Genomic DNA, 14,996 nt, shown 5'->3' with positions numbered 1-14,996 from the left:
TTGCAAACCTATTTTATTTTATGGTAATTATAAGTATATTAAGGTATGGCTTTATATCTTCTTTATTTTTACATGTGATTATGGTTAGTTTTTAATTTTAAACTTTTTTTTTGCTTTATTTGTGCTGTTTTTTTGGGTGACTAAATTTTGATATAGTTATTGGAGTGCAAATTTTTTTATTGTATGTTTCTAGAGTAAAGAGTATTATTTTATTTTTTAAACTTTATGAATTTATTTTATTTATAAGTGTGAAAGTTGTTTTGTATAGTTATTTCATATATAATAATAAGCATTGAGATGGTTAAGTTACACTAATTTAAGAATTGAAGGTTTATAATTTGATGTGTTTAATTTAGTAGGAGGTTTATAATGTTAAGTAGCAATAGAATAGATCCAAGTGTTGTTAACATACAACTTCAGCAAAATTAGTAACACAGTAATTCTTACCTTTTTCGGATGTAACGAATGCAATTTTTAAAGAATGGGGTAAAGTCATTAAGAGATGATGAATAAAGCAGTACTTGGTTTGTTATAGGTATAGCTATGACAGTTGGAGCTGTTTTTTTATTGTATCTTCTCCGGTAATTACTGGTAGTGTAATGGTGGCCTTGCAACTGTAACATTTGCGGTGTTAGCACGATTTTATATAAATAAAATATCTCTAATCTAGATGAAATTTTATATTCTATAGAACAGTAAGGTCAAACTGTCGTTTTAAAGGCAGAGGAAAAAAAACAAAAGAATTTTAATGATGTAAAAAAAATGTTCATTAAGGAAGTTTTTGAAGACTAAACTGTTGTTGGTAACTTTGTTTTAACTGAAAAAATATTTTTTGAGTTGAAGGAAGAATATTAGAAAGAATTTATTTTATTAATGGTATTAAGGTTTCAAAAAGGATAAGTTTATCAATCAGTTAGAACAGCGGATAGGTTTTATTAATAATTTAAATGTTAAAAATTACATGTCTGTTAGCTCGTAATGATAACAATCTTTAATAAAATTTTTTTTGAGTTTAATTTAATGAAATTAATGAAACTGTAAAAATTATTAGAGAATGTAAGATAGAACGTAAGCTTTCTAATGTTATGGAAAACTTAATGGAGTGCAATTTAAGATATGCAAGTAGGAGAGGTTCAGGTTCAATACAATTTATTGGCGTAGATTGTTAGAAAATAGTTTGTCAAGTGTTGATTCTATAAAAACTGACAAATATTACTATGGTTTCTAATTTAGGTTCTAAAAGTGGTGTTGTAATAGTTGACTCTCATTTTTCTAGAAATGAATTCTTTTTCTGGTAATTTATTGATAGTCAAATAGATTTGGTTGGTTCTTCTTCAAAATCAGTTATGATGATTTGGTCAGGTGGCAAAGTATGAAACAAGCTGATTAAAAAAAGCATGTCTTTTGGGTGAAATAGTAAAACAATAACCTTTTACGAGTATGGTTGTTTAAAAAACTGACGTTCACTATATAAATCTATGTAAGTAATTATGGTTATAGTTTGGTAAGTAGGGTTATTCTCTTTAATTTTGAAAGGATGTTATGAGAAGTAACATCCCTTTTGATTTTATATTTTTTAGAGCTGAGTGGGTATTGAACTTAAAAAACATTTTTAATCTCATGTGTTTTAGAATATGAATTCTAATTTTAAGCAATTTAGATAGTAGGGACTTTATTGTTTAGAAACTTCTTTTTCATGAAATGCTTTTAAACTATAATGATGGGTATTGAAAGATACTTTAGTTTTATTTTTTCTTGATGAATTAACTTAAGTGAGTATATTCATAATATATTTAATTAATGTTATTTAATGAGTAATATAGTTTTAGTTTATACAACTTTTTCAAATTTAGAAGAAGCTAAAACTATTTCTGAAAAATTATTAAGTGAGAAATTGGTTTTCTGTGTAAACATATTTTCTCAGGTAAATTCTTTATATTTATGGAAAGATGAAATTCATAATAGTTATGAAGTAGTAACAATCATGAAAAGTAGAAGTGGCAAAGTTGATATGGTTATAAAAAAAATTGAAGCAATGCATTCTTATGATCAGCCTGCTATTATGATATTACCAGTAGAAAAGACAAATAGGGCTTTTACTGATTGGGTTAGTAATGCTATTAACTAAGATTGATGTATTGGGGTGTAGCCAAGTGGTAAGGTAGCGGTTTTTGGTACCGCCAGCGAAGGTTCGAATCCTTCCACCCCAGCCGTATCGTATATCTTGAAAGAGAATATGAAATGGTTATACTTTTTATAAGTTGAGAATATTGTATAGTATTTTGGAAATACCATTGTACTATGTTGTTTTTTGCTTATCACTTATCTTATATTACTCAGTGTTTTTACTTATTTTTTCCTAGTAGTTGAGATACTTACTTTCTAGGTTATTTTATAAAATGTAGCTTTTTTCATCAAGTATATGTTTATTGTGTGTTTGTTTGAGTATTATAAAGCCGTTGTTTGTGGTAAGTACAGAGGAAATTTTTGGGGTATTTTTCATATAAATTTTCTTATATATTATGAAGAGTGGTATATTTTTAATAAAAAGGTAAAAACAGATACTTGAGTTTTAATAAAAAAAAAGCGGGTACACTTAAAGTAAGTTATGGCAGTAAGGATAAGAGACTTTTTGTGTGGGTAATAAAGATTATTTAAGTATTTTATATTCTTAATGTACTTCAGAAAAATAAAAAATTATTCTTAGAGCAAGTAGCCTTTATTTTGCTACTTGTCTCCAAGTTTTTATTTACTTAAAATTCATTCATTCTATTCATACCACCTGCACCCATAGAAGATGAAGCATTTTCATCTTTATTTGGTATATCAACTATCATGGATTCAGTGGTAATTAATATACTTGCAACAGATATTGCTGTTTCAAAAGCAATACGAACAACTTTTGCTGGGTCAATAACACCAGCAGTAAATGCATTAGCATAATTCATAGCTTCAACATTATATATAAGTTCTTTATTATTTTGCTTAATCAAATAATCGATTATAACAGCAGATTCTAGACCAGCATTTTTGACTAATCTCTTAATAGGAACACTAAGAACTTTCTTGATAATATTTATACCTATTTGTTCCTCATCACCTGCACCTTTCAGGTTATCAAGAGCAGAAGAAGCATAAAGAAGTGCAACTCCACCGCCTGGAACTATACCTTCTTCAATTGCAGCTCTTGTTGCGTGCAACGCATCCTCAACTCTATCTCTACGTTCTTTAACCTCAACTTCAGTTGCTCCACCAACTTTTAATACAGCAACACCACCTGATAATTTTGCTAAACGTTCTCTTAGTTTCTCTTTATCATAATCAGAAGTTGAAGTTTCGATTTGAGACTTAATCTGCTCAATTCTAGCTTTCACTCTATTAGTAACTTTGTTTTCACTAACAATTGTGGTGTTATCTTTAGTAATCTTGACATTTTTAGCGATACCAAGGTCTTCAAGAGTTAAGTCTTCCATTTTAATTCCAAGTTCATCTTTTATAACATATTTAGCATTAGTTAATGCTGCTATATCCTCAAGCATCTCTTTCCTTCTGTCACCAAAACCTGGAGCTTTTACTGCAGCAACTTTCAGACCACCACGTAACTTGTTAATAACTAAAGTACTCAATGCTTCACCTTCAATGTCTTCCGCAATAATAAGTAGAGGTTTACCAGACTTAACAACAGCTTCAAGAATAGAAAGTAAAGGTTGAATGATATTAAGTTTTTTCTCTGTAATTAAGAGGTATGGATCATCAAGCTCTACAATCATTTTTTCATTATCTGTAATAAAGTATGGAGAAAGATAACCACGATCAAACTGCATACCAGTAGTGAGCTCAACTTCGAGTTCTTTGGAACCTTTACTTTCTTCAACAGTGATGACACCTTCTTTCCCAACTTTTTTGACGGCATCAGCAATATTACTACCAATACTTCTATCACCATTTGCAGAAATTATGGCAACTTGTGCCACTTCATCTATTTTCTCTAAAGAAATTGTGCGGGACATTGATGTAACTTCCCTTAGTACTACGTCCTTTGCTTTCTGCATTCCATTTTTAATGCTTACACGATCATTTCCAGCGGCAATTGATTTTGAAGCTTCCATTACCATACCGCTAGTTAATATTGAGCATGTTGTTGTACCATCACCAACTTTATCATTACATTGAGAACAACTTTGAGCAAAAACGCTTGTTATTGCAGCGTTTAGTGGTTTTTCAGGCTTAATACCTTTCATTACCTTATAACCATCTTTTGTAATTTCTGGTGCCCCATAAGGCTTGTTAATCCCTACTGTTTTTCCTCTAGGCCCTGCAGTTACTGCTACCGTTGAGTCTACTACTGCTGCAACTTCGCGAAAAGCTTGCTGTAACTGCTCACCTGATACTACTACATTAGTCATCTTTGTAACCTCATTAACTAGAATTAATAAAAAAATTAGAAAAATTTAACAAATTACTTCACAATGTGCTATGTTGTATTTTACTTTAAATTTTAAAAATTAAAAGTTTCTACTTAACGATAGCAAGTATATCGGACTCTTTCATTACGATAAACTTTTCATCACCATGTTCTATTTCTGTACCAGCCCATTGACGATAAAAAACTTTATCACCAACCTTTACAGTTAAGGATATACGCTCGCCACTTGAGTTGCGTGAACCTTCACCAATTGCTATAACTTCACCTTTAGTAGGCTTCTTTTCAGCACTTGATGGGAGCACAATCCCACCTTGTTTTTCTTCGCTGATAGGTTTAATTAGAACACTATCATCCAGCACATTTAAATTCACACTAGACATTTATTTCCTCATCAACAAATTGAACCATAAATTTATATAGGTACTAATAAATTAGATTTCAAGGGCCTTAAGCTTTTTAAAAATTGTAAAAGGCAAAGAATATTAATATTATATACTAAAATTTGAGTTATTATTAAGTTGTATGAGTTATATACCATTACGGAGTCGTAGTGTATTAGCTATATATGGGCCAGATACAAGAAGTTTTCTACAGAGCATTATAACAAACGATATTAGTAATTTGAGTAACCAAAGAGCTATTTATTCTTTATTGCTTAACTCTCATGGACAATATTTATATGATTTTTTTCTTGTTGAATATGGTAAATGTATTTTATTAGAATGTGAGAGTATTTACTTACAGCAGATGATTGAGAAATTGGATTTGCTTAAGACTTATCTCAGAGTGAAGATTAAAGATGTTAGTACACTATATAAGGTTGGAGTTTTGTTTAATACTAAATTAACAGAATTGAGTAATGAATCACGAATTATTTTTCAAGATCCAAGACATAAGTCTTTAGGGATGAGAATAATACATAAAGATGAAATAAAACAGCCAATTGGTGATATTATTCAATATGAAAAAGTTAGAATTCAAAACCTTATTCCAGATGGGAAAAAAGATATGGTGCAAAATTCGTCATTTCCATTACAATATTTGATTGATCAAATAAATGGTATAAGCTTTAATAAGGGATGTTATATAGGTCAGGAAGTTGTAAATCGAATGAGTAGACAAGAGATTTTCCGAAAGAAACTTTGTTTCGTTGAAGGGGATAATATACTTCCAGATATTGGCACTAAAGTAATAAATGAAAGTAATGAAAAAATAGGGGATCTTCGCTCTAGCGTAGGTAAAATCGGACTTGCATTGCTTAGTACAGGAAGAAACTATATTGATTTGTATGCTGCTGGGGTTAAGATAACTGTTCGCTAAAATGTTGAGGCTTTATTTTACAGTAACTTTAAGTAAGTAGCACATAACTAGTTATTAAAAGTATATTAGGATTATTTGATAAATTTTGATATTACATTATTTAAGTGAGATGCGAATTTATTTTAGCAAGAGCTTATTTTTTAATCTTAAAATTCATTGATAAAATCCAGTAAGAAGCTTTTAAGGTATTTTTTAGTCATTAAATATAGAGTTATGTGTTACTATAACTTTACAAAAAAAAATTTATATTTAGTTTAAGTGATTTTAATTAAACATTTAGTGAAAAAAATATTGCTGTTAACTTATTCAATGAAGGATTAAATAGTCAAGATTAATTTAAAGTTCTTTTTCTTTAAATTATTTGTGCTTTATGAATTTTTTACTATTTCTAGTATAGAAAGTTAGAAATGGATTATACTATTCAATATATTATTGATATGCTCACTTTTGTTGTGAATTAAATTAACTTTATTATTAGTATTTTTAGGATAAAGCATTTGTTAAAATATAAAAAAACTTTATTGGAAAATTGTTATTGAATACTGGTGCCTTTATAAATTTTTAATAAAGGTTAAACTATGAAAGAAATTTTTTGATATAATTTCAAAGATAATTTTGTTGTGAGATAGGTTAACGTAAACATAGTATTTGAGTCTGAAGCAATTTATGGACAGTCCAATTGATCTTAGAATTTTAATAAATTGTAGAGCAAAAGTTGGTTATATTAGAGTTAGTCATTATAAGTATACAAAATATAATCTAAAATGAAAATATGGATGTGCTGGTGAAAATTTGTTGGGGATTTTGGAGTAAGAAAATAGGGCTGAATATTAGTAATAACTTGGAATTAAGGAAGTAAATAAAAGGATAAATATAACTTTGATCTATACTATAAAATCAGTTAATTAAGTAATTTTAAGGTACGATGGAACAATTGACAGTAAGAATAGCTAAACAATAATGTGCTAGATAAATATAAAAAAAACAGTTCCTTAGCTTTTATTATTTTTGAGACTTTTGCTAGTAATAACTACTGTATCTGCAATTTTATCGTGCCAAGTTTGACAACGATTGTTAAAGTTTGACCATAAAAAGCCCAAAAATAATGGTGCAGCTGATAATATTATAGAAAAAAATCTTTTTGTTGCTTGTTTTGGGGTTATCCTTTTGAAGGTTTGTGCATCCACAACTCTGAGCCCAAGTAATAGTTTTCCAGGTGTAGCAGCAAATCTTGTCCACATATATGTGATATAACTGAAGAGCCCAATAAACTGGATTATTTGATTTATAATCAGTAATTTAATAAGTTTACTTTGAACTATCTTTTCCTCTATAGAAAGTGATATTTGTGTTTGATATTTTGCAGCAATTTGACTTAGTGTTTTGCTATCTTCTGAGTTTATGAAGAACTGATTTGAGATCTGGCTGCAAGATTGTAAGAATATAACAATAATAATTAGATCAAGTAATATTGATATATAGCGCTTAAGTCCTGTTATATAATATATACTATTTTTATCTTTTTTTACCTTTTTAAGGACATTTATGGAGGTAAAAATAGAAAATAGATAGTTGAACATTTTGTGTAACATAAATACATTTTTTGCTATTTTTAGTGTGCTCCTAGCCGGATTTGAACCAGCATGCCACTAGGGCAACAGATTTTGAGTCTGCTGTGTCTACCATTCCACCACAGGAGCCTTTAAATTCAATATAATTCAATATATGGAAACGTGAAATTAGTCAAATTTTTTTACCCTTTACGTCTTTTAAATGAGAATTAAATATTCTACAATAGTTAAATATTGTTTTGGAAGCTGAATAATGAATGAGTCAACTGATCTCATTGATTCAAGAGATATGAATAAGGGAATATGTAAGTTGCCATGTAACTTGGAAGCAGAGCAAATGCTTATTGGTGCAATGATTCGTGATAATAGGATTTGTGATGTAGTTGAAGATATAATTACAGCAGATAATCTTTATGATCCATTGCATCAAAATATTTTCATCCAAATATCTAAAATTAGAAAACATGGCATGGTTGCCAATGAATTAAGTCTTAAGATGTTCTTTGAAAACGACAAGGCGTTTGCTCAGTGTGGTGGTGTAGAATATCTTGCAAAACTTGCAGCAAAGGCAAGTATTGCACTTGATATCTATAATTTGACTAGAATAATTCGTGATGCTTATTTAAGAAGGTGTTTAATCAAGCTTGGGCAGGAAATAATAGATGCTAGTTATAGCTATGATATTGAAAATCATGCACAGGTGCAAATTGAGCAGGCGATGACTAAGTTGTTCAACTTAGCAGTAAAAAAGCAGAGCGAGAAAACGTATGTAAAACTTGCAAGTTCAGTTAAAAGTGTAGTTAAAAAAATAAGTACACTAAAAAATAATCCTGGAGCACTAGGGATTACAACTGGGCTGCAAAATTTAAATCAGCTTCTTGGAGGTTTACAAAAATCTGATCTATTAATTTTAGCGGCAAGACCTTCTATGGGTAAAACAGCATTGGCACTAAATATTGCACTTAATGCTTGTAAGATTTTGCAAAAAAGAGAAAGTGAGAAACACTATGTAGCGTTTTTTTCACTTGAAATGTCGGCAGAACAGTTAGCTACTAGGTTAATTACTATAGATTCAGGAATTAGTTATTATAGAGTATTAACCGGGAGAATTAGTAATTTTGAATTACATGAATTTATCAATGCCAGTTCAAAGTTATCTGAACTATCTTTTATGATAGATGATACTCCTGCGTTATCAATTAGTGCTCTTTGTACTAGAATACGTTTACTATATCAATTATATAATGTGAAGGTGGTATTCATCGATTATCTACAATTAATCAGGGGAACAACAAAAAGGAGTAATGAAAATAGAGTGCAAGAAATTTCAGAAGTGACTCAGGGCTTAAAGGCAATTGCAAAGGAATTAGATATTCCCATTCTTGCACTTTCTCAACTCTCACGTTCTGTTGAGCAACGAGATGATAAAAAACCACAACTTGCTGATTTGCGTGATTCAGGAAGTATAGAGCAAGATGCGGATATAGTGATGTTTCTTTATAGGGAAGAATATTATGAACTGAGAAAGCAGCCAAATGAAGGGAGTAGTAAACATCGAGAGTGGCAAGAGAAGATGGAGAAAATTAGAAACATTGCAGAGCTTATTATTGCTAAACAAAGAAATGGACCGATTGGTAGTGTAAAGTTATATTTTGATTCTAATCGAGGTACATTTAAAGATTACACGGCAAGGTATAATTTATAATCTTGCTTTGTAGAGTTTTTATTAAAGTTTTTTTACTTAAGAAGTACTGATTATTTTTTATAAAATTGACCATCTTTAAAAATATTTGTATTACTATATATAGTATAAACATTATATCTCAATTTTGCATTTTACGTTTTGCTATTTTGTTTTTATTTGTATCAGAAGTATTTTACTGTAGCTTTTTTATTGGTTTTAATTTTTTGGTTTTAGTAGTTCAATGAAGTTTGTTTCTTCATTATTGTTAGAGATGTTGTTTTTATTTAATAATATTGTGCTTAATATGTAAAATATGAACTCTAGTAAAAATAGAACTTTTACTAAAAATAAAGTGTTTGTTGTATTTAATATCAGAGAAAAGGAAAGGAATTCTGAGTTTTAAAAATTAAGAAAAGCTTTAAGAATTAGGATATCTTTTATAGAGCTTTTTGTTCAGTAATTAGTATAATTAGAAGGAGCCTAAGAATTGATTATCTGAATGAAGTAGTAAGTGTAGTTCATTGTTTTATTTATCAGATATATGGAATCTATATCTTAATTTAGTTAAGTTTATGTTTCAACTTCTTAGCTCATTTAATGTGAACATGTTTGATAATGTTGAAATTAACTAAATTGTCTAATTAAAATAGATAACTTATTCAATATTTTATAGAGAAATAAAGATGGTTATGTAATATATTTTATTCAAATGTTAACTTCAGAAAGATTGGCATAGGTTTAGGCAGTGTTACACCTGACCTCACGCATGCATTACATAGAGATTTTAAATTTCGTTGTTTTTTTGAAATTTGTAATTGGTCAAGTATTGTTTTTGCTGACTCGGGAATAATCGGCTGCAATAAAATACCGATTATCCTAATATACTCTAATAATTTATAAATCACTAAATTCATTTGTTTTCTATTAGTTTTACTCAGTGTCCAGGGTGTACTTTTATCTATATAAGCATTGGCTTCAGATGAGATATTAGTAATCAGAAGTATGATATGGTTAAATTCGTATTTTGATAGATGATGTGTAACTTGGTTAAGTATAATTTTGCAGTTGGGCAGAACTTCACGACCCTTAAGTAAATTTTTGTCTATTGTTGGTACAACTCCTAAACATTGCTTGTGTAAAAATGAGATTGTTCTTTGTACCAGATTGCCTATGTTATTTGTTAGTTCTGAGTTTATTCTGTTAACCATATTTTTTTTACTAAAGTTACCGTCTTGACTGAAGCTTATTTCTCTAAGGAGGAAATAGCGTAGTTGGTCAACACCAAACTCTTTAGCTAAGCTAATTGGATCTATAATATTGCCAAGAGATTTAGATATTTTTTTCTCTTCATTCAGCCACCAACCATGAACTGCAATTTGTTTTGGTAGTGGTAAATCTGCTGCAAGGAGGATTGCCGGCCAATATATAGCATGAAAACGTAATATGTCCTTACCAACTATATGGACATTGAAAGAGTTATTATTTACCCAAAACTTTTTATATTCCTTGTTTTTAGTACTAGAGAAGCCTATTGATGTAAGATAACTAGTTAATGCATCTATCCAAACATAGATTATGTGTTTACTATTGCCTGGTACTTTTATTCCCCAATTGAGACCAGTGCGGGAGATTGAAAAGTCAGTTAGTCCTGATCTTACAAATGATATTACTTCATTTTTTCTGCTCTCAGGAAAGATGAAATTTGGTTGATTTTGATATAATTCTAGTAATTTATTTTGCCAGTTTGACAAACGGAAAAAATAACTTTCTTCTTTTATCCATTGAACTTCTGAACCTGTTGGTGCCTTACCATTTATTAATTCTAATTCTTGATAAAATGTTTCATCGTGTACTGAATACCAGCCTGAGTAGGAATCTAGATATATTTGTCCTCTTTCTTTAAGTCTATTCCATAAAACTATTACTGCTTTCTTGTGGCGTTTTTCTGTAGTACGGATAAAGTCGTCATATTGAATGTTTATAAGCTCAGCTAATTCTTTAAACAAGATACTTACTGCATCTGTAAATTCTTTTGGCTGCATTTCTTGTACTTTAGCTGCTCTTTCAATTTTTTGTCCATGTTCATCTGTTCCGGTAGTAAATTTAACATCTTTTCCAGCTAGCTTGTTGAACCTTGCAATCACATCACATAAAAGAGAAGTATATGCATGACCAATATGTGGTTTATCGTTAACATAATACATTGGCGTAGTAATGTAAAAATTCTTGAATTCTTTCATTAATGAATATTTAAAATATAATTTTATTTACATTGAGATAAAAATCAATAAACTAACTGCTTGCTGAGCCACATAATATATAATTGACACCAACATTTTGAGTTAAATTCCACTCACGCTTTATCATGTTATACTCTATACCAGCCATGTTTTGTAGTGTTATATTATTTTCCCTCAGATGATTTGCAATTTCTGATGGTTTGAGAAATTTATTCCAATTATGCGTACCTTTTGGTAGCCAGTTTAATATATACTCTGCACCGATTATTGCAAAACAGAAAGATTTAATAGTCCTATTTATTGTAGATATGAATATCAGTCCTTCTGGTTTTAATAACTCTATCGCTTTTTTCATGAAAAGCTCTAAATTATCTACATGTTCAACGATTTCCATAAGCAAAACTACATCATATTTTTTATTATTACTTAACTCTTCAATGCTGGTATGTGTGTATTCTATATTTGATCCTACTTTTTTTGCATGTAGTCGTGCTGCTTTTATGTTTTTTTCGCATACATCTATTCCCATAACGTTAATACCAACACGTGCTATCGATTCTGACAAAATGCCACCACCACAACCAACATCAAGGAGTGATATTTCACTTAAGTCACATTTTTTTAACTCTTTTATATTTTCGATGATATAAGATACCCTCACGGGGTTCATCATATGTAGTGGTTTGAATTTACCATTCTCATTCCACCACTCATCTGTTATTTCAGCAAAATTTGACATTTCATCATTACTATAAGTTTTTGTGCTTTGTTTCTTATTAATACTACTAAGCTTATCAAGACGTTTTTTGTGTCTACTTTCTTTTGAAAATTTTGTTTCAAGGAATTGTTTAACTATATTCTTTGCTAACTCATTGGTAGTAAATCCTGCACCAAGGCATAGCACATTTGCATTACCATGTTCACGAGCCAATTTTGTAATTTCAACACTATCACATAAGGCAGCATAGATTCCTTCAAAACGATTTGCTACTGTGCTCATACCCAAACCTGTACCGCAGATTAATATTCCATAATTTGCTTTTTTATTTATTATATCTTCTACAACTTTAATAGCATAATCTGGATAATCTACACTTTCTTCTCCAGTAGTACAACCACAATCTATTACTGTATAATCTAGAGTTTTTAAATAAAGCTTAATCTCTGATTTTAGTTCATAGCCAGCATGATCTGAGGCAATTGATATTACATCTGACATATAAGAAATTATGACTTAAAAGCATTATATTATGAGTAATTTGTTTTATTTTTTTTGTCAAGTCATCTAGGTACATGATCTTTCAAGAAAATATTAATTTTAAAATTTAAAATGGTTTTTTATAGCATGGTATATATAATTTAAAAATTTTTCTACTGGGTTTTATTACTGATTTTTTAATGGAATGGGATTGTATAAATACTATAAAGTCACGGTTGTTATTATCTAATATAGTAAGTAAAAAAGTTAAGTTAGTGAAGAGGGGAGATAGTTTTGTTGGGCTTTGCCCGTTTCACAATGAAAAAACTCCATCTTTTTTTGTGAATGACATTAAAGGGTTATATTACTGTTTTGGTTGTTTAGCTTATGGTGATGTGTTTGAGTTTATTATACGAACTGAAAGCTTGAATTTTAAAGAAGTATTGAAAAAGCTGGCATTAGTTACAGGTATTGAGTTGCCTAGAGATCTTAATACTACTAAATCTGAGAAAAATAGAAAGCGATCTTCAGCACTGAATTTAGCTACAAATTGGTTTGTACAGAAAAATCATGAAGTAATATCTCATCTAAAACAGCGTAAAATTTTACCTAAAATCATAAATAAGTTTAAAATAGGTTATGCACCAAGCTCTGGTTTAAAAGAATATTTGAACTTTTTGGGGATTGAAGATGAAATTTTGATTGATGTTGGGTTAATAAATAAAAATTTTTGCGATTATTTTCGTAACCGACTGATATTTCCTATATATAACATCTTTGGTCAAGTAATCGGTTTTGGTGGACGTGCATTAAGTTCTAAACAGCAGCCAAAATATTTGAATAGTCCAGAGAATCGGCTTTTTAGGAAAAGAGAAAATCTATATGGATTGAACTTTGCTTTAAGCGAAATACTTAGAAAACAACAAGTGTTTATTGTAGAAGGATATTTTGATGTGATAGCATTTCATCAAGCAGGAATTAACAATGTAATTGCCACCCTTGGTACTGCAATTTCTATAGAGCAAATAAAGAATCTATGGAGATTTGCTAAGGAAATTTCTATCTGTATGGATGGAGATGATGCTGGATGTAGTGCTGCAATTAGAATTGCAGAATTTATTTTGCCAATACTTAGGCCTGGATATACATTAAAGTTTATAAATTTATCAAACAATAGAGATCCATATGACATATGTAATGAATTAAAGTTCAAAAAAGAAAATGTACTTTTTGTGCTTGATCATTCAACAGAACTACACTCTGAATATTTATGGCGTTATATAGTTAACGGTAGTAATTTACAAAGTTATGAAAAGCTTTCTCCAGAAAAATATTCAATTCTTGAGCACAAGTTTATGAAATATATCAATACCATCGGTAATAGTAGTATTCGGAGATATTATAGAGATTATTTTTATACTAAGGCTAATGAATTAAGAAAAAGCTTTAAAAAACAAATTTTTAATAGTAAAATTAGAACAATAAGAAGTGAATATCTTTATAATAAATCTCCAGAACTAATTGAGGCAGAACAAAATCAGGCCATAATTTTACGTATAGTAATAGAATTTCCTAAAATTTTACACTATCCTATATTTTTTGAGCAGTTTTCTCATTTTGAATTCAATGATATAAAAATGAAAAGCTTACAAAAGCATGTAATTAATATTGTAAATAGTGGAAATAAACTTAGTAAAGAAATTTTGTTGCAAAATTTTGAGCGATTCAGTGATGCTGAAGCTGTAAAGTTAGTGTTAAAAAAAACTAATATATTAAATAGCCAATTAAATGAAAGAAAATCAGCAGAAATTGTGTGGAATAATATAGTTTTGCTAAAAGAATTAAATATATTGCAAGAAAAAAAGATTAAGGCAAGACTCAGTGGCGATTTTTTTTTAGAAGAAAAGTTGATAAAACAAGTAAAACAAATAGAAAGTAATATATGGAAAATGCAGATGCAGTTTATTCAAAAATAAATGATATATTAAGTATAAAGCTACTTTTGACAAAATATTTCAATAGCCTCTTTAGCCACAGCATTAAGGTTATTTTTGACTTTAAAAGGTAATTTTTATCTATGAGTTCAATTCAGGAAAATTTAAGATATTTTTTAGTGAATTAAACAAAATTATAGTAGCGATGTTTTTAATAATGAAGTTTTTTGCATTCAGGTAAATTTACTTAAATTAAGCGGAATTGTCATTCTTGTTTTAAAGAATTAATTGAAGAGAGCGAAACCTAATCTATATTTTTATTTGGAATCTAATCTATTTAGTATTTATTATGGTTGTAAGTGAGTATTATTTTATTAGTAATACTAACCTAGTAAGAAATTTTGTGAGTATTCATTAAGGTATGTTGTAGAACAAATTTTTACTTCAGTAATTTTTTGCTACTATGTACTAATTTACTTATTTTATTTAAATTTGAATTAAGTGTCAAGAATTAAAATGAAGTTATCTATTTTGTAAATTGAATATATTTATATGATTTTAATACTAGTTTACAATGAGTCTTTAAATTCGTATTTTGTAAAGGTGAGTTACATTATTGAATA

9 protein-coding genes and 2 tRNA genes are annotated in these 14,996 nt (G+C 29.1%); 5 read left to right on the top strand and 6 right to left on the bottom strand.

All coding sequences use genetic code 11. The features are described 5' to 3' along the window. The first annotated feature begins 1,810 nt into the window (after positions 1 to 1,810). Positions 1,811 to 2,128 carry a divalent-cation tolerance protein CutA gene (gene cutA / locus GOY14_RS02235; protein WP_175809668.1) on the top strand — a complete coding sequence of 106 codons (318 nt, stop codon included), beginning with the start codon at positions 1,811 to 1,813 and terminating at the stop codon, positions 2,126 to 2,128. A gap of 11 nt (positions 2,129 to 2,139) precedes the next feature. Continuing rightward, positions 2,140 to 2,210, top strand: a tRNA-Gln gene (locus GOY14_RS02230). Between the two features lie 543 nt (positions 2,211 to 2,753). Here GOY14_RS02230 and groL read toward each other — a convergent pair. Both groL and GOY14_RS02220 read right to left on the bottom strand, forming a co-directional pair. Further along, positions 2,754 to 4,406 carry a chaperonin GroEL gene (gene groL / locus GOY14_RS02225; protein ID WP_175809667.1) on the bottom strand — a complete coding sequence of 551 codons (1,653 nt, stop codon included), beginning with the start codon at positions 4,404 to 4,406 and terminating at the stop codon, positions 2,754 to 2,756. A 109-nt stretch (positions 4,407 to 4,515) separates the two neighbouring features. Further along, a complete protein-coding gene (locus GOY14_RS02220) occupies positions 4,516 to 4,797 on the bottom strand; it encodes a co-chaperone GroES (protein ID WP_175809879.1) in 282 nt (93 codons plus the stop codon). A 151-nt stretch (positions 4,798 to 4,948) separates the two neighbouring features. Here GOY14_RS02220 and ygfZ point away from each other — a divergent pair, with 151 nt between their 5' ends. After that, entirely contained in the window at positions 4,949 to 5,746 is a 798-nt protein-coding gene (gene ygfZ, locus GOY14_RS02215; protein ID WP_175809666.1) for a CAF17-like 4Fe-4S cluster assembly/insertion protein YgfZ, read from the top strand. Between the two features lie 992 nt (positions 5,747 to 6,738). Here ygfZ and GOY14_RS02210 read toward each other — a convergent pair. Together GOY14_RS02210 and GOY14_RS02205 are read right to left on the bottom strand one after the other, a co-directional pair. Continuing rightward, positions 6,739 to 7,338 (bottom strand): RDD family protein, encoded by a 600-nt coding sequence (locus GOY14_RS02210; protein ID WP_175809665.1) that lies wholly within the window; start codon positions 7,336 to 7,338, stop codon positions 6,739 to 6,741. A gap of 26 nt (positions 7,339 to 7,364) precedes the next feature. Beyond that, positions 7,365 to 7,446 (bottom strand) — tRNA-Leu (locus GOY14_RS02205). Positions 7,447 to 7,570: 124 nt separating this feature from the next. Between GOY14_RS02205 and GOY14_RS02200 the strand changes: the two genes are divergently transcribed. Next, complete coding sequence (locus GOY14_RS02200; protein ID WP_175809664.1) at positions 7,571 to 9,022, top strand: replicative DNA helicase; 1,452 nt, start codon at positions 7,571 to 7,573, stop codon at positions 9,020 to 9,022. Positions 9,023 to 9,702: 680 nt separating this feature from the next. Here GOY14_RS02200 and metG read toward each other — a convergent pair. Together metG and ubiG are read right to left on the bottom strand one after the other, a co-directional pair. Beyond that, entirely contained in the window at positions 9,703 to 11,241 is a 1,539-nt protein-coding gene (gene metG / locus GOY14_RS02195; RefSeq protein ID WP_175809663.1) for a methionine--tRNA ligase, read from the bottom strand. Positions 11,242 to 11,293: 52 nt separating this feature from the next. Continuing rightward, on the bottom strand, positions 11,294 to 12,460 hold the full coding sequence (gene ubiG / locus GOY14_RS02190) for a bifunctional 2-polyprenyl-6-hydroxyphenol methylase/3-demethylubiquinol 3-O-methyltransferase UbiG (protein WP_175809662.1): 1,167 nt from the start codon (positions 12,458 to 12,460) through the stop codon (positions 11,294 to 11,296). A 179-nt stretch (positions 12,461 to 12,639) separates the two neighbouring features. Between ubiG and dnaG the strand changes: the two genes are divergently transcribed. Next, positions 12,640 to 14,415, top strand: a complete 1,776-nt coding sequence (dnaG, locus tag GOY14_RS02185) for a DNA primase (protein ID WP_175809661.1) — start codon at positions 12,640 to 12,642, stop codon at positions 14,413 to 14,415. Positions 14,416 to 14,996 lie beyond the last annotated feature (581 nt).

The sequence above is a fragment of the Wolbachia endosymbiont of Dipetalonema caudispina genome (genome assembly GCF_013365495.1).
In the GTDB taxonomy this organism is placed as follows: domain Bacteria; phylum Pseudomonadota; class Alphaproteobacteria; order Rickettsiales; family Anaplasmataceae; genus Wolbachia.
This window is presented reverse-complemented; position numbering and strand designations above follow the sequence as displayed.